This is a genomic window from Streptomyces sp. NPDC029292, from assembly GCF_055569295.1.
In genome coordinates, this window is the sequence record NZ_JBVHXR010000003.1 from 293,047 (window position 1) to 312,751 (window position 19,705).

Genomic DNA, 19,705 nt, shown 5'->3' on the forward strand with positions numbered 1-19,705 from the left:
GAGCCGGAGAGCGGAGGGCGGGACGATGGACGACCTGCGAGGGGTGACCGGTGATCTGGAGGCGGGCTCGCGGGAGCCGCAAGGCGTGACCGGCGGAGCGGAGGGGGGCTCGCGGCAGCCGCAAGGAGTGACCAGCGGCCCTGGCGGGGCACCTCGCGAGCTGCGGGCCCAGGTGTGCGTGGTCGGCGGTGGGCCCGCCGGGCTCACGCTCGCCGTGGAGCTCGCCCGGCGTTCGGTGTCGGTCGTCGTGCTGGAGACGTCGCGGCACTTCAACCGCTCGTTCCGTGGCGAGTCCGTGTCACCGGACTCGGTGTGGCTCCTCGACCGGCTCGGCATCCTCGACCGGCTTGACGGCGCGTACGTCCAGATGCGGCGCATGGAGATCGTCGACTCGGGGCACACCGTGCTCGCCGCCGAATTCGACCGCTTCCGTTATCCGCACCCCTTCCCGGTGGAGCTTCCGCAGCACTCCCTGCTCGCCACGCTCGCCGAGGCGGGCGCCGAGCACTCCGGGTTCACCCTGCTCCAGGGCGCCACGGCCACGGAGCTGCTGCGCGACGGCGAGGGCCGCGTGACCGGTGTGCGGGCCCGCACCTCAGACGGCGAGACGACGATCAGGGCCGCGCTCACCGTCGGCGCGGACGGCCGCTTCAGCAAGGTGCGCGAGATGTCCGGCCTGACCGCGCGCACGGTTCCGCTCGAGCGGGACGTCATCTGGCTCAAGCTGCCCTTCCCGTACGGCAGTTGGGACGACCGCACGTATAGGATCCGCATCCGCGGCGACCATCACGGACTGTTCATCCCGACCCGGCCCGACAGTGTCCGCGTCGGCTTCAACATCCCCAAGGGCGGCCTCAAGGAGATCCGCCGGGACGGCCTGCCGCTGCTGCACCGGCGCCTCGACCTGCTCGCTCCCGAGCTCTCGGACACCGTCCGGGCGCACATCCGCGGCTGGTCGGACACGTCGATGCTGGACATCTTCACGACCGTCGTGCCGCGCTGGTCGGCACCCGGCCTGGTGCTCGTCGGGGACGCGGCCCACACCCTCACGCCGATCCTCGGCCAGGGCGTCAACCACGCCATCATCGACGCCGTCACCCTGGCGCCGCTTCTCGAACAGGCCCTGCCCGAAGGGCCCGCCGCCGTCACCGAGGCGACCGATCGCTTCCAGCGCACCCGCGAGTCCTCCGTGGCCCGCTCCCGCTCCCTCCAGCTCCGCCAGGAGCGCCTCTTCTCGCTCGGCGGCCGACTCGGCGGAGCCTGGCGCCGCACGCTGTACCGCGCGGTCGACCACAGCGAGTTCCTCACCCGCCGGGTCCTCGCGGGCGCGTACTTCCAGCTCCAGGAGCCGGGGGAGCGGATCGCCAAGGTGCAGCAGGATGTCCGGGGTTGAGGGGCGCGGAGACGGGGGCCGGGCCGGATCCGGCGGGTCGGCTGCCGTGACGCCCGAGGACGCGGACCGGGGTGAGCGGATGTCCGAGGGTGCGGGCCGCTGTGTTCGGGCGTCTGAGGAGGCGGACCGGGGTGAGCGGATGTCCGAGGGTGCGGGCCGCTGTGTACGGACGCCCGAGGACGCGGACCAGAGCGACCGGGGCGTGGCACGGCGCACCCGGCCGGGGCTGCGCCTCGCGCCCACCGGCCGCCCGGATCGCCCCGGGCTGCTGCTCGGCGCCCTCGCCCTGCACCAGCTCGTCATCGCCGCCGCCGGTGCCGTCGCGGCCGTCCTCGGGCCCGAGCTGCGCGCCGCGAACGGGCTGCCCGGCACCTGGCTGCCGTGGAGCGTCGTCGTCTACGTCGTCGCGCTCGGCGCGCTCGTGCTGCCTGCGCGGCGAGTCGGCCGGCGTACGGGCCCCCTGGTGGTCCTGATCATCGGACTCTGGCTGTTCGCGCAGGCGTCCGTGGCCTGCACCCTGGTGTCCGGCGCCGAAGCCTTCCTCGCGCTGCGCGCGGCCCAGGGCGCCGGGGCCGCCGCCCTGACGGCCGCCGCGCTGCTCGTCCTCCCGGCCCGCACGGACCGGTTGCTCGCGGTCTGGAACGCCGTCCTCGTCGCGGGCCTGACCGCAGGCCTCTGCGCCGGGGCCAACGTGCCCGCCCAGTACTGGCGTTGGACCTTCTGGGCCGACGTGCCCCTCGCCGCCGCGGGCGGCCTCACCACAATCCGCCTGCTCCGCGCACGAACGCGGCAACCTGCGGCGTCCGTTGCGCGAGACGCGGAGAGGCGCGCTGTTCGGGACGCGGCAGCGTGAGGAGAAGCGCGAGGCGCGCAGTGCGGATGCCGTTGCGGTGGCGGCGGGTTGGGCGGCGGTCCCGGCGCTTTCGCGCGAGGAGGGGCTGCGGCTGGTGCCTGCGCGATGCTGTTCGTGGGTGCGGCGGCGTGGCGTAGCGCTGTGGCGGCGGCGGTCTCCGGCCGCTCCGCCATGGTGACGACGGGCTTTATTACTGCGGTCTGGGCGCTTTCGCCCGAGGAGATGGCGGCGTCCGGCGGCTGCGTGGTGAGGCCCGGCGGGGTGCGGCGGTGTGACGTACCGCCGGGGTGGCGGCAGCCTCACGACCCCCCAGCCGCTCCCCCCGTGCCAGCAGCCGACTCTCGCCCCCGCCCCACGCGACGCGGCTGCGGAACATACCGCCGTACCACCCCCGCCACCGCGTCGAGCAGGGCCGACTCGTGGGTGCGCAGGAAGAAGTGGCCGCCGGGTACGGTTCGCAGGTCCCAGCCTTGGGTCGCGCAGTGGCGCCAGGCCGCGACGTGGGTGCGTGGTGCCAGCGTGTCCGCTTCGCCGGCGAACAGGTGGAGTGGCACCTCGACGGGGTCGGCGACCCCACCCGCGCCCGCGCACAGTCGCAGGTCGTCCCGCACGACCGGCAGCAGCGCCAGGAGCCACTCCGGGTGGCCGAGCAGCGCGGGGGGAAGCCCGCCGAGCGCGGCGAGTTCCCGTGCCAGGTCCTCGTCGGAAGCGTCGGGCGTGCCGATGCGTGGCGGGGGCAGCTGCGGGGCACGGCAGGCGGCGAGGAGCGCGGCGCCAGGGAGGCGGGCACCGTGTGATTGGCGGCGCTGGATCAGCTCGTACGCCAGGAGCGCCCCCATACTGTGCCCGTACAGGAGGACCGGCGGCCCCTTGTCGAGGGCCGGTCCGAGCTCCGAGTCCAACTCGGCGACCAGCGCGGTGAGGTCGGTGTGGCGGGGCTCCTCGGTGCGTCCCTCGCGTCCGGGCAGCCGCACCGGCAGCACGTCCACCGCCGCGCCGCGTCCCGCGAGCCCCCGCTCCCAGCGGGCGTACGCGGACGCGCCCCCGCCCGCGTACGGGAAGCAGAGCAGCCGCGCGGCCGCACCGGTCCGCGGCGACCGTGAGAGGTACGCCGTCACCGCACGACCAGCAGCCGCGGGGCCGCGGGTGACGCCACCCCGCCGCCGGCCGACGTGACGGGCCCGCCGGTCTCCAGAGCGGGGTCACCCCGCAATATCGCCTCGTGCAACTCCCGTACTCGCAGAGACGGTTGGAGTCCCAGCTCGTCCGCGAGTGTCCGGCGCAGCGCGCGGAACGTCTCCAGGGCCTGCCAGGAGCGGCCACTGCGGTGCAGGGCGAGCATCAGCTGAGCATGCAGGGTCTCGTGCAGCGGGAACCACGCGGTCAGCGAGGTGAGTTCACCGAGGAGCGCCCGATGACGGCCGAGCCGCAGCTCGGCGTCGAAGCGTTCCTCCCGGGCCGCCATGCGCAGCTCCTCCAGGCGCAGCACCTCGGCCCGCAGCACGAAACCCGGTGTCATATCGCCGAGAGCGGGCCCCCGCCACAGGCGCAACGCCCGGACCAGGAACGCGGATCCCTCGTCGTCCGCGCCCCGCTCCAGCGCGGAACGGCCCGCCGAGGCGAGCCGTTCGAAGTGGGCGGCGTCCGTGGCCTGCGCCGGGACGTCGAGGAGATAGCCTCCCGGGACGCGGCACAGCACATCCCGGGGACCTCCCGGGGCGTCGGGTCCGAGCGCCTCCCCGATCAGCCGCCTGAGCTGTTTCACATACGTATGGAGCGTGGCCTGGGCCGAACGCGGCGGCCGGTCCCCCCACAACTCGTCGACCAGCAACGAAACACTCACCGGACAGCCACAGTTGAGCGCGAGCAGCGCCAGGACCTTGCGTGGTTTTGCGGCGCTCGGCACGACCGACGCCTGCCCCAGGCGTGCGCTGAGCGGTCCGAGTACGGCGATCTCCATCACTCGTCCCCCCTGCTGATAAGGCATATGAATGCTCTGTCGACGTTCGCAGGGGGTGCGCGGCGGGCGCCAGTGACCGCGGCACGAAGTCGGTATGAATCTGTCATACCCGGCACGGCGTACGACAGGGGGGTTACAGATGCCCACTGTCGGGCGGGCCCCCGTTGCGCCTAGCATCCCGCCCGTCCAGACATGGAGAGCAGGGCAGACTCTGGAGGGAGTCGATGTCCGGAACGGCTGAACTGCCGCCCGGCGCGTTGGCGCACCCGGTCCACGGGGGGCTCGTACCGAGGCGTGCCGGACGCGTCGCGCTCCTGAGCAGCGCCGTGTTCCTGCCCCTGGGCCTGCTCGCCATCGCCGCCGAGCGCCCGGGAACTGCCGCGGCCGCCGTCGCGGTGGGCGCGCACCTGGGGACGTACGCCCTGCACCTGCTGCACAGCCTGCCCGTCCGGGACGGGGCGCGCGGACCCCGCCGCGGCCTGACGCTCACGGCGCAGGGCGTCCTCGGCTTCCTGCCCGCGGTGGCGACGGGGACCGTGTGGCCCGGCATGGCCGGTTACTTCACCGGCTCGCTACTGCTGACCGTCTCGTCGCGCGCGGGCCGGGTGCTCGCCGGGCTCGCCGTCGCGGGCGTGTGCGCGGCCGCGTTCGGGGAGGGCGCGGACCCCGCGCGGTGGCTGTACGCGGGCTGGTCCACCGCGGTGGTGGCCCTCGTCGCGTACGGCACGGGGCACCTGGCCCAACTGGCCTCGGCCGCGCGGGAGGAGCGCGAGACACTGGCCTGGCGGGCCGTCGAGCAGGAGCGCCGCCGCTACGCCCGCGATCTGCACGACCTGCTCGGTTACAGCCTCTCCGCCATCACGCTCAAGGGTGATCTGGCGCAGCGACTGGTGCGCCGGCATCCCGAGCGGTCCCGCGAGGAGCTCGACGGCCTGCTCGTGGTGGCCCGGCAGGCGCTCTCCGACGTACGGACCGTCGCCCGCGGGTACCGCGACCTGTCGCTGTCCGTGGAGGCCGAGTCGGCCCGCTCGCTGCTCACCGCGGCCGACATCCGCGCGAGCGTGGATCTGCGCTGCGAGAGCCAGGGACCCGTGGGCACGGTCCTCGCCACGGTGCTGCGCGAGGGCGTCACCAACATCGTCCGGCACAGCAAGGCCACCGAGTGCCGCATCGAGACCCGGCGCACCGACGACGGCTTCGTCCGCCTCACCCTCACCAACGACGGTGCGGGTTCCGGTCCTTCGCGCCCCTGCCTGCTCCATACCGGAGTCCCGGGAGACGCCGGTGGCAGGGGAGGCCTCGCCAACCTCGCCGAACGGCTCGCGGCGATCGGCGGCCGGCTCACCGTGGACACCGACGACCGCGGCTGGTACCGGGTGGTGGCGGAGGCGCCGTCCCACCTGCGGTGACGCCGGGGGAGCGGCGCTACAGGAGCCAGCCCGACTCCCGCGCGATGCGTACCGCGTCCACGCGGTTGCGCGCGTTCAACTTCATGACCACGGAGGTCAGATAGTTCCGCACGGTGCCCACCGACAGGTGCAGCGCCTGCGCGATCTCCGACGCGTCGGCGCCCCGCGCGGCCAGGCGCAGGATCTCCGTCTCTCGTTCGGTCAGCGGCGACTCCCCGTCGGAGAACGCGGAGAGCGCCAGTTCCGGGTCGACGACCCGCTCCCCGGTGGCGGCCTTGCGCACGACCTCGGCGAGGTACGAGGCGGGCGAGTCCTTGAGGACGAACCCGGTGACCCGCACGGCGAGCGCCCGGCGCAGCGTGCCCGGCTTGCCGAGGCTCGTGAGGATGACGGTGCGGCAGCCGGGCAGGTTCTCGTGCAGCTGCGCCGCCGCCGTGATCCCGTCGGTGCGGGGCAGGTCGAGGTCGATGACCGCGACGTCGGGCCGTGTGGCGAGCGCGGCCTCGAGCACCGCGTCCCCGGATTCGACCTCGGAGACCACCTCCAGGTCGGGCTCCAGATTGAGGAGCGCCACGAGGGCACCGCGGACCATCGAGACGTCCTCGGCCAGCAGAATCCGTATCAACCCGCCCCCAAGGCTCACGCGAACGGCAGACCGCAGTCCCACGTGGCCGGGAGTGTATCCCCGTCATATGACTGTTTTGTGATGCATTTGTGGCGGAGGATCGGAAGGTGATCACGCTCGGCCACGAACGGAGCCGACCGGTGAGGGAGTGCTCAACGGCCGGTCGTCCGTGGAGGTTTCGGCCATTCCCGCCCGCCGGTGCAGCCGCCGCAGCGGCCCAGGAGCCCACCAGGTGGCCCGCCCGGTGAGGCGGAGGACGGCGGGCACCAGCAGACTCCGTACGACCATGGCGTCCATCAGCACCGCGAGCCCCACGCCGAGCCCGAGCATCTTGATGTTCGTGACCCGTGAGGTGCCGATCGCCGTCATCACGACGGCCAGGATCAGCGCCGCCGCCGTGATGAGCCCGCCGGTGCGCCGGATGCCGTCCGCGATCGCGGCCCGGTGGTCGCCCCCGGCCTCGTACTCCTCCTTGATACGGGAGATCAGGAACACGCCGTAGTCCATGGAGAGCCCGAACGCCACGCAGAACATCAGCACGGGAAGAGCCGTCTCGATGTCCCCGGTGGGCGTGAAGCCGAGCGGTCCGGCCAGGTGTCCCTGCTGGAAGACCCACACCATCGCCCCGAACATGGCGGTCAGGCTCAGGGCGTTGAGGAGGATCGCGAGTACGGGGAGCAGCACGCTGCCGGTGAACAGGAACACCAGCACGAGCGTCGCACCGGCGATGATGCAAAGCGCCCACGGAAGGCGCTGCGCGGTGCCGTGCTGGGTGTCGGCGAGGACCGCGGCGGGGCCCGTCACCGAGGTGCGGAAGGGGGCCGGAACCGACCGGATCTCGCCCACCAGATCCAGACTGGCGTGCGAGGTGGCCTCGCCGGAGTGCAGCACGGTGAGGTACCCGGCCTGCCGTGCCGCAGCGTCACTGACGCGTGCTCCCTTCACAAACCGGCCCGCGGGGCCGGTCACTTGGACGACGTGCGGCAGTGCGGACACCCTGCGGCTGTAGTCGGCGACGGCCTGGCGTTGCCCCGCTTCCCGGCCCTCGGTGAGCACCGTGAGCGCGCTGCCCGGACTGCCGGGGAACTCCGACCTGAGATGCTGCTGCACCACGCGCGGCCCGGACGACTCGGGCAGCTGCCGGTCGTCCGCCGTGCCGAACCGCACGTCCTTGAACGGCAGCCCGAGGGCGACCAGGAGGGCGACCGTGCCCGCCACGAACAGTGGGGCCCGCCGCATCACGAGCCGCGCGAGCCGCCCCCACCCGGCGCCCGGCTGCCCGCCGCGCACCCTGCGCGGCGCCAGCCGCAGCGCGTTCACCCGCTGCCCGAGCAGGACGAGCGCGGCGGGCAGCGCGATGAGCGAAGCCGCCGCCGCGATGAGGACCACGGCGATCCCCGCGTACGCGAACGACCGCAGGAAGTACTGCCGGAACACGAACATCGAGGCCAGGCAGGCGGCGACGGTCAGGGCCGAGAACAGCACGGTCCGGCCGGCCGTCCGCAGCGTCGCGGCCACCGCCGCCGGTGGATCGAGCCCCGCCGCCAGCTCCTCCCGGTGGCGGCGCACGATCAGCAGGGCATAGTCGATGGCGAGCCCGAGGCCGAGCGCCGTCGTGAGGTTCTGCGCGTACACCGAGACATCGGTGAACTCGGTGACGAGCCGCAGGACCGCGTTCGTGCCGAGGATCGCCACGATGCCCACGAGCAGCGGCAGCAGCGCCGCGACCGCGCTGCCGAACACGATCACCAGCAGGAAGAGCGTGAGCGGCAGCGCGATCATCTCGGCCCGCACCAGATCCTCGGCGATCACGTCCTGCGAGGCGTGCCGCACGGCGGCCGGACCTCCGAACCGGATGTCCACGGCGCCGGGTTCACCAGCGCCGTGTTCACCGCTGTACCGGGGTTCCAGGGCCTTCAGGGTGTCGTCGACGGCGTCCTCGTCGCCGCGCAGATGCGCCGTGATCAACGCCTCACCGCCGTCCCGCGCGCGCAGCGCCTTGTCACGCCCGTCCCAGTACGAGACGACGCCGCCGACGCCGGGTTCCCGCTTCAACTCGCCTGCCAGCGCCCGTGCTTCGGCGGTCACGGCGGGATCGTCGACACCCTGCTTCGAGCCGGTGGCGACGAGCAGCAGCAGGTTCGGCTGGGACGCGGGCCACCGTTTCTCCAACTGCCGGGTGGCGTACGTCGATTCGGAGCCCGGTATCTGCGAACCCCCGCTGCTGAGCCGCTCCGCGACCCCCCGCCCCAGCAGGACGGCGAGCGCGGTGAGCAGCAGCACCAATAGGAGGGTGAGGCGTGGGCGGGCGGTGAGGATCCTGGTCATCGGAGTCGTCCTCCCTGATTCCCTGGTGGCGCGATTCGCTGGTTGCGCGGGCAGGGTGTGCGGACTCCGATGGTCGCGGGAGCGGCTAAAGCGGCGGCTGCACGGACCGCGCTCGGAGGTAGCCGCGCCAGCCGCCGTAGGCCGTGATGTCCTCGGCGCCTTCGAGCGCGGACGGCTCGCACAGGAAGCCCGGTACGTGACTGCCGTCGGCCAGCTCGACCCGGCCCAGGGTCATCGGCCGGGGCAGCGCGGTGAGCAGCTGCCCGAGGCCCGCCGCGGGCAGCCGCCACACCTCGGCCTCGACGGCGGCGCCCCCGGCGCCGTCCGCGCCGACGTGGACGAGGCCCGGCTTGGGCGGGGTGGTGGACAGCGCGTGCAGACGGTAGGCGGATGCCGTCGTGGTCGTACGCTCCCACTCGGCGCCCAGGGCGAGGAGCTGGGGGTTCAGTGGCTGGCCTGACAGGTGTGCGCCGACCACGGCGATCCGGAGCTGCGGCTGGAGCAGTGCGGCGATACGGGCGAGGCGGTCGTCCGTGAACGCGGGGCCGATCAGCATCACGCCGAAGGGCAGTCCCGCCACGCCGCCCCCGGGGACGGCGACGGCGGCCAGGTCGAAGAGGTTCGTGGAGTTGGTGAAGCGGCCCAGGCGGGCGTTGGCGCCCAGCGGGTCGGCGGCGACCTCGGCGAGCGTGGGATGGCCGGGCGTGGTCGGCAGCAACAGCGCGTCCGCGTCTGCGAGTTGGGTCAGTGCCCGGGTGCGGAGGTCGTCCAGGCGTTCCTGGTCGGCGTACAGCTGGTGGGCCGGGACGCCCCGGGCGCGGGTGATGATCCCGGCTACGGTCGGGTCCAGACCATCACCACCCTCGGCGATCAACTTGTCGACAAAGCTCCCCACCGCGGTGTAGCGCTCGGCGACGAACGCGCCCTCGTAGAGCATCGCGGCGGCCTCGGTGAACGGGGTGAGGTCGAGGGTGCGTACCTCGGCGCCCGCCGCCGCCAGTTGGGCCACGGCCGCCTCGTACGCCTCCGCCCAGCCCTCGTCCAGCTCTCCGAGCTGGGCTGTCGGGGCGACGGCGATCCGCCAGGGCCCCGGGGTGCGCTGGGGGAGTGCCGGGAGATCGCGTCCGGTCGGGGACGTCATGTACGCGAGGGCCTGTTCGGCCTCCGGGAGTGTGCGGGCGAACACGGTCACGCAGTCCAGCGAGGCGCAGGCGGGGACGACGCCGGTCGTCGGGACCAGGCCGCGGGTCGGCTTCAGGCCGACGATGCCGTTGAAGGCGGCGGGGACGCGGCCCGAGCCGGCCGTGTCCGTGCCGAGGGCGAAGTCGACGATTCCCAGGGCTACGGCCACGGCTGATCCCGAGCTGGAGCCGCCGCTGATCCTGGCCGGGTCGTGGGCGCCTCGGACCGCGCCGTGCGGGGAGCGGGTGCCGACCAGGCCCGTGGCGAACTGGTCCAGGTTCGTCGTGCCCAGGACGATCGCGCCTGCGGCGCGGAGGCGGGCGACGACCGGGGCGTCGCCCTCCGGGGTGTACGCGTACGCCGGGCAGCCCGCGGTGGTCGGGAGGCCCGCCACGTCGATGTTGCCCTTCGCCGCGAACAGCTTGCCCGCGAGGGGGAGTCGCTCGCCTGCGGCGACGCGCTCGTCGATGGCCCGCGCTTCCTCCTCGACCTCCGCCTGGGGGCGCAGGTCGATCCAGACCTCGGGGCGGTCGACTGCATCGATGCGGGCGTAGGCCAGGTGGACTCGGGTCAAGGTGGACATCGGTGCTCCTCGTTCGTCGACTGCGGGTCAGTGGGTGGTGTGTGCCCGCCCTCCCCCACTCTCGGCTTCGCTCGAGCGGGGGGACCCCCATTGCCCTGCGGAACGCCTGCCCACACACCACCGGTGGGTTTCAAGTCACTGCTGGATCTGCGGGCCCGCCAAACTGCTGCCCGCAGACCAGGCGCCGGTTGTCAGGCCACCGGCGCCAGGACGATCAGTGCCGTTCCCGCCTCCACCTGATCGCCCGGTTTGGCGAGGATCTCCTGGACCACGCCGTCCATCGGGGCGGGGACCCTGGACTCCATCTTCATGGCCTCCAGGGCCAGGAGGGGCTGGCCGGTGGTCACCTCGTCGCCGGGGCTGACGTTCAACTGCCATACCGACGCGGCGAATTCGGCCTCCACCAGGCGGCCGCCCGCCGGGACGATCACCTCGGCCGCAGGAGCCGGAGGCGCGGACGCGGCCTCCGCCCGGGCGAACTCACCCGCGGCCTCCCAGGCATCCCGCTCGGCGGAGAAGGCGGCGCCCTGGGTGGCGCGGAACTCCGCGATGGAGTCGGCGTTCTCGGCGAGGAAGGCCTCGTACGCGGCCAGAGAGAACTCGCCCTCCTCGATCCGGGGGACGAACCGGCCGGAGGTGATGTCGGCGCGGAGGTCGAGCAGCTCGTCGGGGTCGACGGGGTACCACTTGATGCGGTCGAAGAAGCGCAGCAGCCACGGCGAGCCCGGCTCGAACGCGCCGCGCTGCTGCCAGCCCGACCACACCTGGGTCGTACGGCCGACGAACTGGTAGCCGCCGGGCCCCTCCATGCCGTAGATGCACAGATACGCCCCGCCGATGCCGACCGAGTTCTCGGCCGTCCAGGTGCGTGCCGGGTTGTACTTCGTCGTGACCAGTCGGTGGCGGGGGTCCAGCGGCGTCGCGACCGGCGCGCCCAAGTACACGTCGCCCAGGCCCAGTACGAGGTACTCGGCGTCGAAGACCGTGCGGTACACCTCGTCCACCGAGTCCAGGCCGTTCACGCGGCGGATGAACTCGATGTTCCACGGGCACCAGGGCGCGTCGTCGCGGACGCCCGCCATGTAGCGGGCGATCGCCTCGCGGGTCGCCGGGTCGTCCCAGGAGAGAGGGAGGTGGACCGTGCGGGAGGGGACGACGAGTTGGTCGCTGGGCGGCAGGGCCCGCGTGATTTCCCTTACGGTGGCGAGGAGTTCGCGCTGCGGCAGCCGGCGCGGGTCCGTCTGGATCTGGAGGGAGCGGATGCCCGGCGTGAGGTCCGTGACGCCGTCGAGCTCGGCCTCGGCCACCGCCTCCATGAGCGCGTGTACGCGCATCCGCAGGGCCAGGTCCAGCTGCATGGGCCCGAATTCGACCAGCAGGTTGTCGTCGCCGCTGCGCCGGTACGTCACGTCGCCGTCCCGCGCGAGCACCCCGCCGTCCACGATCGCGGCCCGCGTCGAGCCGTCGTCGGCGACCGGCGCGAAGCGCACCGTGTCACCGGGGCGGAACTGGCCGAGCTTCCAGCGCTCCGTGCTGACGACCGTCGCCGGGCAGACGAAGCCGCCGAGCGAGGGACCGTCCGGGCCGAGCAGCACCGGCATGTCGCCGGTGTAGTCGACCGCGCCGACCGAGTAGGGCGTGTCGTGGATGTTGGACGGGTGCAGGCCCGCCTCGCCGCCGTCGGTGCGCGCCCAGCGGGGCTTCGGCCCGACCAGCCGGACACCCGTGCGCGCCGAGTTGAAGTGGACCTTCCAGTCGGCGGCGTAGAAGTCGTGGATGTCGTCCTCGGTGAAGAACTCGGGCGCGGCATGCGGGCCTTCGAGGGCGCCGACCTGCCACTTCGAGCCGAAGACTGGCCGGTCGGCAGCCGCTACCGGAGCACCCGGAGCACCCGGAGCGACCGAGCCGCCGTGCAGCACATCCCCGGTCCGCAGTGCCCGCCCCCCGTGTCCGCCGAACCGGCCCAAGGTGAAAGTGGCCGCGCTGCCGAGGAACGCCGGCACGTCCAGCCCCCCGCCCGCGAAGAGCACGTATGTGCGCAGGCCGTGCTCGCTGGGTGCGCCGACCTCCAGGGCGGCCCCCGCGGGCACCGTCACCGGCTCCCACTGCGCGACCGCCGCACCGTCCACGGTGACCGGCGCGGGAGCACCCGTGACGCACACGGTCGTGGCGTGCGTGAACCTCAACGTCGGTCCCTGCAAGGTGCATTCGAGCCCCGGCGCGCCCTCGTCGTTTCCGAGCGCCCGGTTGCCCAACCGGAACGACAGGTCGTCCATCGGACCGCACGGCGGCACCCCCACCTGCCAGTAGCCGGTGCGGCCCGGCCAGTCCTGGACGGTGGTGAGCGTCCCGCCGGAGACGACCTCGATGCGAGGAGTCGGGTCCGAGACGTCCGCGAGCGTCGCCGTCGAGTGGTCCGCGGCCCGGAAGGAGGGTGACACGAGGGCCGCCCGCACCAGCCCGAGGTTCGTCTCGATCCCGTCGACCCGGGTCCTGGCCAGCGCCTCGTCGAGCCGCTCCAGCGCGTGCGCCCGGTCGGATCCGTACGCGATGACCTTGGCGAGCATGGGGTCGTACGACGTCGTCACCTCGGTGCCCGTCTCGACCCAGCCGTCCACCCGGACGCCGCCGGGGAACTCGACCCGTGTCAACAGGCCCGCGCTCGGCCGGTGTTCGCGGGAGGGATCCTCGGCGTACACACGGGCCTCGACGGCGTGACCGCGGGGCGTCCCCGGGTCCCGTACGACAGCCGATTCCCCGCGCGCGAGCCGCAGCATCCAGGCGACGAGGTCGACGCCGTAGATCTCCTCGGTGACCGGGTGTTCCACCTGGAGACGGGTGTTGACCTCCAGGAAGTACGCCTCTTCGCGTGCGGCGTCGTACACGAACTCCACGGTTCCGGCCGAGCGGTAGTCCACCGACGCGCACAAGTCACGTGCAGATGAGCCGAGTTGGTCGCGCACGCGGGAGGGCAGCCCCGGCGCCGGAGCCTCCTCCAGCACCTTCTGGTTGCGGCGCTGGAGCGAGCAGTCGCGGTCGCCGAAGGTGACGACGCGGCCCTGGCCGTCGCCGAAGACCTGCACCTCGACATGGCGGGCGTGTTCGACGAGGCGTTCCAGGAAGACGCCGGCCGAGGAGAAGGAGGCCGCGGCGACGCGCTGCACGCGCTCCCAGGCCTCGGTCAGCTCATCGGCCGATCGACATGCCGACATACCGATGCCGCCGCCACCGCCGGTGGCCTTGAGCATGACGGGATAGCCGATGCGGTCGGCTGCCTCCAAGGCCTCCGGAAGACCGGGGAGGAGCCCCGTACCCGGCGCCAATGGCACCCCGGCCGCCTCCGCCGCGGCCCGCGCCGTGTGCTTCGCCCCGAACAGCTCCAGCTGCTCCGGCGTCGGCCCCACGAACACGATTCCGGCGTCCTCGCAGCGCCGGGCGAAGGCGGCATCCTCGGAGAGGAAACCGTACCCGGGGTGGATCGCCCCGGCACCCGTGTCCTTGGCCGCCTTCAGGACGAGGTCGGCGTCGAGGTACGACTCCTTGGCGGGCGCGGGGCCCAGCCGTACCACCTCGTCGGCGAGCCGGACGTGGGGTGCGGAGCGGTCGGGGTCGGAGTACACGGCGACGGTACGCAGGCCGAGTTCGCGTGCCGTCCGTATGATCCGTACCGCGATCTCGCCCCGGTTGGCGACCAGCAGGGTGTCAAAGCTCATTCCGGGGCCCCGATGGTCATCTCCACGGCCGTCGGCTCGAAGCCGTTGCAAGGGTTGTTGATCTGCGGGCAGTTGGAGACCAGCACCAGCACATCGCGCTCGGCGCGCAGCGTCAGCTTCAGGCCCGGGGCCGAGATGCCGTCGACGATGCCGAGGGTGCCGTCCTTCTCGACCGGCACGTTCATGTACCAGTTGATGTTCGAGACGAGGTCGCGCTTGCCGAGGCCGTGCTTGGCGCCCTCGGCGAGGAAGTTGTCCACGCAGGCGTGCTGGGACCAGGTGTGGTGGCCGTACCGGAGCGTGTTCGACTCCTTGGAGCAGGCGCCGCCGACCGTGTCGTGGCGGCCGACCTCGTCCTCGACGACTGTCATCAGCGGGGTGTGTTCGTTCGACATGAGCACGCTGCCCGTGGTCAGGAAGAGGTTGCCCTGCGCGTGGATCGTGTCGGGTGCGCTGTAGCGGACCGACGTGTCGTGGGCGTCGTACACCAGGCAGTCGACGGCCTGGTTGCCGTGCAGATCGGTGATGGTGAGCGTCTCGCCGGTGCGGACGACGGCCGACCAGGCGGCCCGGGCCGGGACAGTGACGCGGGTCATGCGATCCCCCTCGCGGCAAGGAACTCGGTGGTGTTCAGGAAGGCGCGACGGCCCTCGGGCGTCGCCTCCCACAGCGGGTCGCCCGGCTCGGTCGCCGCCGAGCGCCAGGCGAGCACCTCCAGCGGGGTGCTGACGTACTCCGTACGGGGATCGGCCGGGTGCGGCACGTTCGCGACGAGCACCGTGACGTCCTGCTCGGCGCGCAGCGTGACGCTGCCGCCGGGACCGGCCGACCCGGTGAAGTCGAGGGAGCCGTCGTCGCGTATCTCGACGCCCTGGAAGAAGGAGAGCGAGGGCGGCAGATCGCGCGGCTCGAGCCCGTTCTTGGCGGCGGCCAGCTTGAACAGCTCGCGCCCGGCGGGGGAGGCGGACTGCGGCGTCCCGTCCCCGTACCGCTGCGTGTTCCGTACGAGCGTGGAGGTGCCGCACAGCGCGTCGTGCCGTCCGGAGGTGTCGGCGATCACCGAGGCCAGCACCCGGCCCTGGTCGGAGAGGAGCAACTGCCCCTCGCGCAGGTAGGCGTTCCACTGGACCTTGACCGTGTCCGCCACGTTCAGGCGCTCCCAGGGCCGGTCGGCGGAGTGCAGCAGGAGGTGCGCGCACGCGTCGCCGCTCAGGTCGGTCAGCCGCAGCTCGGTGCCGCGGGCCAGCACCTTGTGCGTGTAGTTGCCGCCCGCCACCGTCTCCGCCCACACGAGGTGGCCCGCCTCGCAGGGCGGCGTCGGCCAGGCGCTCGCCGGGACGACGGGCATGGCCTCGGCGCGGGTGCCCTCCTGGGCTCGGGCGTGATCGCGTGCTCCGTATGTGGTCGCTGTCGCCATCGCGAGTCCTCCGGCTCCGGGTGATTTCTGTCGCTCGACAGAAATTAGGAGCGACGAGGGTCGGTGCCGTGTCCCGTGCGTTGCCGTCCGGTTACCGATCCCTCACGGTGGCCGCCGTGGGTGGGGAGTCGCGGGCCGTCGCTCGCTGGTCGCGCCCACGCGGCCCAGCCGTATCTCGTCACTGGTCCGCGCCGCGTTACGGGGCGATCCGTGTGCGAGGATCGAACGCATGGGAACCGGTGCTGGACGAAGGGTCGGCAGGCCGCGCGCCGCGCAGCGGCCGGACAGCGGTCTGTCACCGCGCGACGAACTGCGCCACGCCGCCGCCGAGTTGTTCACGACACGCGGATACGCCGCCACGACCACCCGTGCCGTCGCCGAGCGGGCGGGCATGCGCCAGGCGTCCATGTACCACTACGTCTCGGGCAAGGAGGAACTGCTCGCCGAGCTCCTGGAGTCCACGGTCACGCCCTCGCTGGCCCTCGCCCGAGAGCTCCTCGCGGACGACGCGACCCCGCCCGAGGACCGGCTGTGGGAGCTGTGCCGCACCGACGTGGAGCTGCTCTGCGGTGGCCCGTACAACCTCGGCGGGCTCTATCTGCTGCCCGAGGTGCGCGCCGAGCGCTTCGCCGGCTTCCATGCCGTACGGGCCGAACTCAAGGACACCTACCGGCAGTTGCTGGCCGCGACGGCCGCGGGTGGCGCACTCGCCAAGAGTGAACTCGATCTGCGGACGGATCTGCTGTTCGGTCTCATCGAGGGTGTGATCCTCGTGCACCGATCCGATCCGGAACGGCCCGTGTCGGCGTTCGCCGAGGCCACCGCGGACGCGGCCCTGCGCATCGCGGGAATCTGACTTTCCGTCGCCGAGTCACCCCTGAGAGGGGTGCTTTCCGCATGCCCGTACGCCGTGACGCACCGTGTGCGAACGGAGCCTCAGCGTGCAAATGGAGCCGAGGGTACTCCTGTCGCGAGGGCGATTTCAGGTGCTTGCTGAATATGACACAGCGATGATCCGGTCGGACTAAGCTCGCCCGCAGCGCACCGAGTTGAGGTGTATTCGTGCGCTTGTTCCCAAAAGTTCCGAAGATTCAGTTTGATCCCTGCGGATCCATGCCGTTTCCCCCACAAACTTCCCCGACCCCCAGCCGATTTGTCTCAGAGGGCATACATGGTGAGTGTTCAATCGCCTCCCGGTGGCCGTGAACTTCCCTACGCGCGCGTGCTGTTGCTGCCGGCCATACTGATGGCCGCGGCGACCGGGGCCGCCGTCGCCATGGTGACGGAGCAGGCCCGGGCCGCCGTCGGCTGGTGCGGTGCCGTCGCGACGCTCCTGGTCGTCGCGATCGGCGCCGAAGCCGTGCGCCGTGGCCGCGTCGCCCGCGACCTGCGCACCCAGCTCACACACCGCACCGCATACCTGGAACAGCGCATCGCCGCCCACGACCAGGACATCGTGCACCTCACCGAGGAAGTCCTGCCCGCCGCGCTCGACCAGCTGCGCGGCGGCGACTCCCCCGCGGAGGCGGCTCGCACCGTCGGTCACGGCGACCCGGACCACCGCGAAATTCCCCAGTCGCAGCGCGACTTGGTGAAAAAGGTGCTCAAGATCGTGGACCACGAGGAGACGATGCGTGACTCCGCGCAGCGCGCCTTCGTCAACATCGCCCGGCGCGTCCAGGCGATCGTCCACCAGCAGAACAAGGAACTGCGCGAGATGGAGGAGGACCACGGGCGCAACCCCGAGGTCTTCGACGACCTCCTGCGCATCGACCACGGCACCGCGCTGATCGGCCGCCTCGCCGACTCCATCGCGGTGCTCGGCGGCGGCCGCCCCGGACGCCAATGGCCCGAGCCCGTACCGCTGTTCAGCGTGATGCGCGGCGCGATGTCCCGGATCCTGGAGTACCGCCGCATCGAGCTGCACAACATCGTCGAGGTCGCCGTCAACGGCGTATCCGTCGAACCGCTCATCCACGCCTGCGCCGAACTCCTCGACAACGCCACGCGCTACTCGCCGCCGCACACCAAGGTGCACGTCACCGCCCTCGAGGTGCAGACCGGCATCGCCATCGAGATCGAGGACGGCGGCGTCAGCCTCAGCGAGGAGGCCCGCGGAAAGGCCGAGGACCTGCTCCGGCAGGCCGCGGCCGGTGTCGACCTCGACGTCCTCGGCGCCACCCCGCGGCTCGGCATGGCCGTCGTGGGCCGGCTGTCGAAGATGTACAACCTGCAGGTCTCGCTCCGGCAGTCGGCGTACGGCGGTGTCCGCGCCGTCCTCGTCGTACCGCGCGACATGCTCACCACCGACCCCGCCCCGGGCCTCGCGCACGGCATCGGTATCGCCGCCGTACCGAGCATGGACACCGGCGGAGTCGAGGGCCCCAAGCGCAAGCCCAAGAGGCGCCGCCCGACCACCGGACCCCGGATCCCCGCACCGCTCGGCGGCTCCCAGGAGGACGACGTCCCCGAGGTCACCGAATGGACGGCCAACGGCCTGCCGCAGCGCCGCAGCCGGGTGAAGGTCCCGCTCAGCCAGCGGATCGCCGAGGCACGGGCCGCCGAGGAGGCGGCCGAGGCCGCCGCGGCAGCGGCGCCCGCGTGGGCGCCCGAGCCCGTCCCGGAGGAGAAGGAGCCCGAACCCGGGCTGTGGGTCGAGGCCTTCATGAACGGACTCAAGGGCGACCCGGACCCGAACGCGTTCAGTACGGACAACCGGCCGGCCCCTGTGGAGGCCGACGACGAGGGGGACCTCAAGTGATCCAGCAGCGAGCCAACTTCGACTGGATGCTCAAGGAGCTCGCCGACGGCGTACCCGGCATCCAGCAGATCGTGGTGCTCTCCGCCGACGGCCTGCGCATCGCCCGCTACGGCGGCGACCCCGACGCCGCCGACCGTGTCGCCGCGGCCTGCGCGGGCCTGCAGAGCCTGGCCGGAGCGGTCGCCGGCGAGATCCCCAACAGCGACGGCCGGATGCGCATGGTCATCATCGAGATCAACGGCGGCTACTTCTATCTGATGTCGGCGGGACCCAACGCCTATCTCGCGGTCCTCGCCAACCAGACCGCCGAGCCCGGACTGATGAGCAACCGCATGCGCGACCTCGTCGTACGGATTGGAGCCCATCTGACAAGTCCGCCGCGACGCAACGGCCAGACCGTATGACTCCTCCGCAACGCCGGCGGCGCTATCCCAAGGAAGAGCCCTCCGGCCCTCCCAAAAATGAGGCGCCTCCCCCCGAGGGCCAGGAACAGGCCCCGAAGATCCCCGGGCGCTTGTACGTGCTCACCGGCGGGGGCGAGGACGGCGACCGCGCCGCCCTCGACCTGGTCACGTTAGTCGTGGCGCGCGCCGACGTGCCGCCCCCCAACGCCCAGCCGGAGCAGTCGGTGCTGCTCCGGCTCTGCAAGGCCCCACTGTCCGTGGCCGAGCTCTCGGCCTATCTCAATCTGCCGTTCAGCGTGGTGACCGTCCTGCTCACCGAGCTGCTGACGGCCGAACTGGTACAGGCGCGCGCCCCGATCGTCCGCTCGGCGCTCCCCGACCGTTCCCTCCTCGAAGCGGTGATGCATGGACTTCAAAAGCTCTGACACGATCACGGGCCCTCGCGCCGAGGACCATCTGCCGCACACGGCGCAGGCCGCCGTGAAGATCGTGATCGTGGGCGGCTTCGGGGTCGGCAAGACGACCATGGTGGGTGCCGTCAGCGAGATCAAGCCGCTGACCACCGAGGAGACCATGACGCAGGCCGGCATCGGCGTCGACGACAACTACGGCTCGGAGACCAAGACGGCCACCACCGTCGCCATGGACTTCGGCCGCATCAGCATCACGGAACAGCTGGTGCTCTACCTCTTCGGCACCCCCGGCCAGGAGCGCTTCTGGTTCCTGTGGAACGGCCTCTTCGAGGGCGCGCTCGGCGCGGTCGTCCTGATCGACACCCGCCGTCTGGAGGTCAGCTTCGACGTGATCGGCCGCCTGGAGGAGCGCGGTGTGCCGTTCGTCGTGGCCATAAACGACTTCCCGGACGCGCCCGGCTACCCGATCGAGGACCTGCGCACCGCGCTCGACCTCTCCGCGGAGATCCCGATCGTGCAGTGCGACGCGCGCCGCAGGGCCTCCAGCCGGGACGTGCTGATGACGCTGATGCGCTTCCTGCACTCGCTGGCGATGACCTCGCCGCGCGCCTGAGCCGTACTCCCCACCTGCCCACTCCCCACACACCGGATCCACTTCAGTTTC

The 19,705-nt window shown here is 72.3% G+C and carries 16 protein-coding genes; 8 read left to right on the top strand and 8 right to left on the bottom strand.

Annotated features, from left to right (window positions below; all coding sequences use genetic code 11):
* The first annotated feature begins 25 nt into the window (after positions 1 to 25).
* Positions 26 to 1,393, top strand: coding sequence for an FAD-dependent oxidoreductase (locus ACZ4WS_RS09545; protein ID WP_467978763.1), 1,368 nt, complete (start codon positions 26 to 28; stop codon positions 1,391 to 1,393).
* A complete protein-coding gene (locus ACZ4WS_RS09550; RefSeq protein WP_467978765.1) occupies positions 1,380 to 2,246 on the top strand; it encodes an MFS transporter in 867 nt (288 codons plus the stop codon). Before ACZ4WS_RS09545 ends, ACZ4WS_RS09550 begins: the two co-directional genes overlap by 14 nt.
* Before the next feature lie 299 nt (positions 2,247 to 2,545).
* Here ACZ4WS_RS09550 and ACZ4WS_RS09555 read toward each other — a convergent pair whose 3' ends face one another.
* Both ACZ4WS_RS09555 and ACZ4WS_RS09560 read right to left on the bottom strand, forming a co-directional pair.
* The gene (locus ACZ4WS_RS09555) at positions 2,546 to 3,364 is read right to left on the bottom strand and encodes a thioesterase II family protein (RefSeq protein ID WP_467978767.1); all 819 of its coding nucleotides are present in this window, start codon (positions 3,362 to 3,364) and stop codon (positions 2,546 to 2,548) included.
* A complete protein-coding gene (locus ACZ4WS_RS09560; RefSeq protein WP_467978768.1) occupies positions 3,361 to 4,206 on the bottom strand; it encodes an AfsR/SARP family transcriptional regulator in 846 nt (281 codons plus the stop codon). The genes ACZ4WS_RS09555 and ACZ4WS_RS09560 overlap by 4 nt, the downstream gene beginning before the upstream one ends.
* 224 nt (positions 4,207 to 4,430) lie before the next feature.
* Here ACZ4WS_RS09560 and ACZ4WS_RS09565 point away from each other — a divergent pair, with 224 nt between their 5' ends.
* Positions 4,431 to 5,615, top strand: coding sequence for a sensor histidine kinase (locus ACZ4WS_RS09565; RefSeq protein ID WP_467978770.1), 1,185 nt, complete (start codon positions 4,431 to 4,433; stop codon positions 5,613 to 5,615).
* A gap of 16 nt (positions 5,616 to 5,631) precedes the next feature.
* On the opposite strand, the gene ACZ4WS_RS09570 is transcribed toward ACZ4WS_RS09565, so the two are convergent.
* From ACZ4WS_RS09570 to ACZ4WS_RS09595, 6 genes are all read right to left on the bottom strand, one after another.
* Positions 5,632 to 6,240, bottom strand: coding sequence for a response regulator transcription factor (locus tag ACZ4WS_RS09570; RefSeq protein WP_467979257.1), 609 nt, complete (start codon positions 6,238 to 6,240; stop codon positions 5,632 to 5,634).
* A 111-nt stretch (positions 6,241 to 6,351) separates the two neighbouring features.
* Positions 6,352 to 8,568, bottom strand: a complete 2,217-nt coding sequence (locus tag ACZ4WS_RS09575; protein ID WP_467978771.1) for an MMPL family transporter — start codon at positions 8,566 to 8,568, stop codon at positions 6,352 to 6,354.
* An 85-nt stretch (positions 8,569 to 8,653) separates the two neighbouring features.
* Positions 8,654 to 10,333, bottom strand: coding sequence for an allophanate hydrolase (gene atzF, locus ACZ4WS_RS09580; protein WP_467978772.1), 1,680 nt, complete (start codon positions 10,331 to 10,333; stop codon positions 8,654 to 8,656).
* A gap of 191 nt (positions 10,334 to 10,524) precedes the next feature.
* Positions 10,525 to 14,046, bottom strand: a complete 3,522-nt coding sequence (locus tag ACZ4WS_RS09585; RefSeq protein WP_467978774.1) for a 5-oxoprolinase/urea amidolyase family protein — start codon at positions 14,044 to 14,046, stop codon at positions 10,525 to 10,527.
* Positions 14,043 to 14,642 (bottom strand): urea amidolyase associated protein UAAP2, encoded by a 600-nt coding sequence (locus ACZ4WS_RS09590; RefSeq protein ID WP_467978776.1) that lies wholly within the window; start codon positions 14,640 to 14,642, stop codon positions 14,043 to 14,045. The genes ACZ4WS_RS09585 and ACZ4WS_RS09590 overlap by 4 nt, the downstream gene beginning before the upstream one ends.
* Positions 14,639 to 15,463 carry an urea amidolyase associated protein UAAP1 gene (locus ACZ4WS_RS09595; protein WP_467978778.1) on the bottom strand — a complete coding sequence of 275 codons (825 nt, stop codon included), beginning with the start codon at positions 15,461 to 15,463 and terminating at the stop codon, positions 14,639 to 14,641. The genes ACZ4WS_RS09590 and ACZ4WS_RS09595 overlap by 4 nt, the downstream gene beginning before the upstream one ends.
* Positions 15,464 to 15,692: 229 nt before the next feature.
* Here ACZ4WS_RS09595 and ACZ4WS_RS09600 point away from each other — a divergent pair, with 229 nt between their 5' ends.
* From ACZ4WS_RS09600 to ACZ4WS_RS09620, 5 genes are all read left to right on the top strand, one after another.
* Positions 15,693 to 16,319 carry a TetR/AcrR family transcriptional regulator gene (locus tag ACZ4WS_RS09600; protein WP_467978779.1) on the top strand — a complete coding sequence of 209 codons (627 nt, stop codon included), beginning with the start codon at positions 15,693 to 15,695 and terminating at the stop codon, positions 16,317 to 16,319.
* Positions 16,320 to 16,634: 315 nt separating this feature from the next.
* Complete coding sequence (locus ACZ4WS_RS09605) at positions 16,635 to 18,224, top strand: ATP-binding protein (protein ID WP_467978781.1); 1,590 nt, start codon at positions 16,635 to 16,637, stop codon at positions 18,222 to 18,224.
* Positions 18,221 to 18,628: a roadblock/LC7 domain-containing protein gene (locus ACZ4WS_RS09610; RefSeq protein ID WP_358817141.1), complete on the top strand. Its 408-nt coding sequence runs from the start codon at positions 18,221 to 18,223 to the stop codon at positions 18,626 to 18,628. Before ACZ4WS_RS09605 ends, ACZ4WS_RS09610 begins: the two co-directional genes overlap by 4 nt.
* Complete coding sequence (locus tag ACZ4WS_RS09615; RefSeq protein ID WP_467978783.1) at positions 18,625 to 19,053, top strand: DUF742 domain-containing protein; 429 nt, start codon at positions 18,625 to 18,627, stop codon at positions 19,051 to 19,053. The genes ACZ4WS_RS09610 and ACZ4WS_RS09615 overlap by 4 nt, the downstream gene beginning before the upstream one ends.
* Complete coding sequence (locus ACZ4WS_RS09620) at positions 19,034 to 19,654, top strand: GTP-binding protein (RefSeq protein WP_467978786.1); 621 nt, start codon at positions 19,034 to 19,036, stop codon at positions 19,652 to 19,654. Before ACZ4WS_RS09615 ends, ACZ4WS_RS09620 begins: the two co-directional genes overlap by 20 nt.
* Positions 19,655 to 19,705 lie beyond the last annotated feature (51 nt).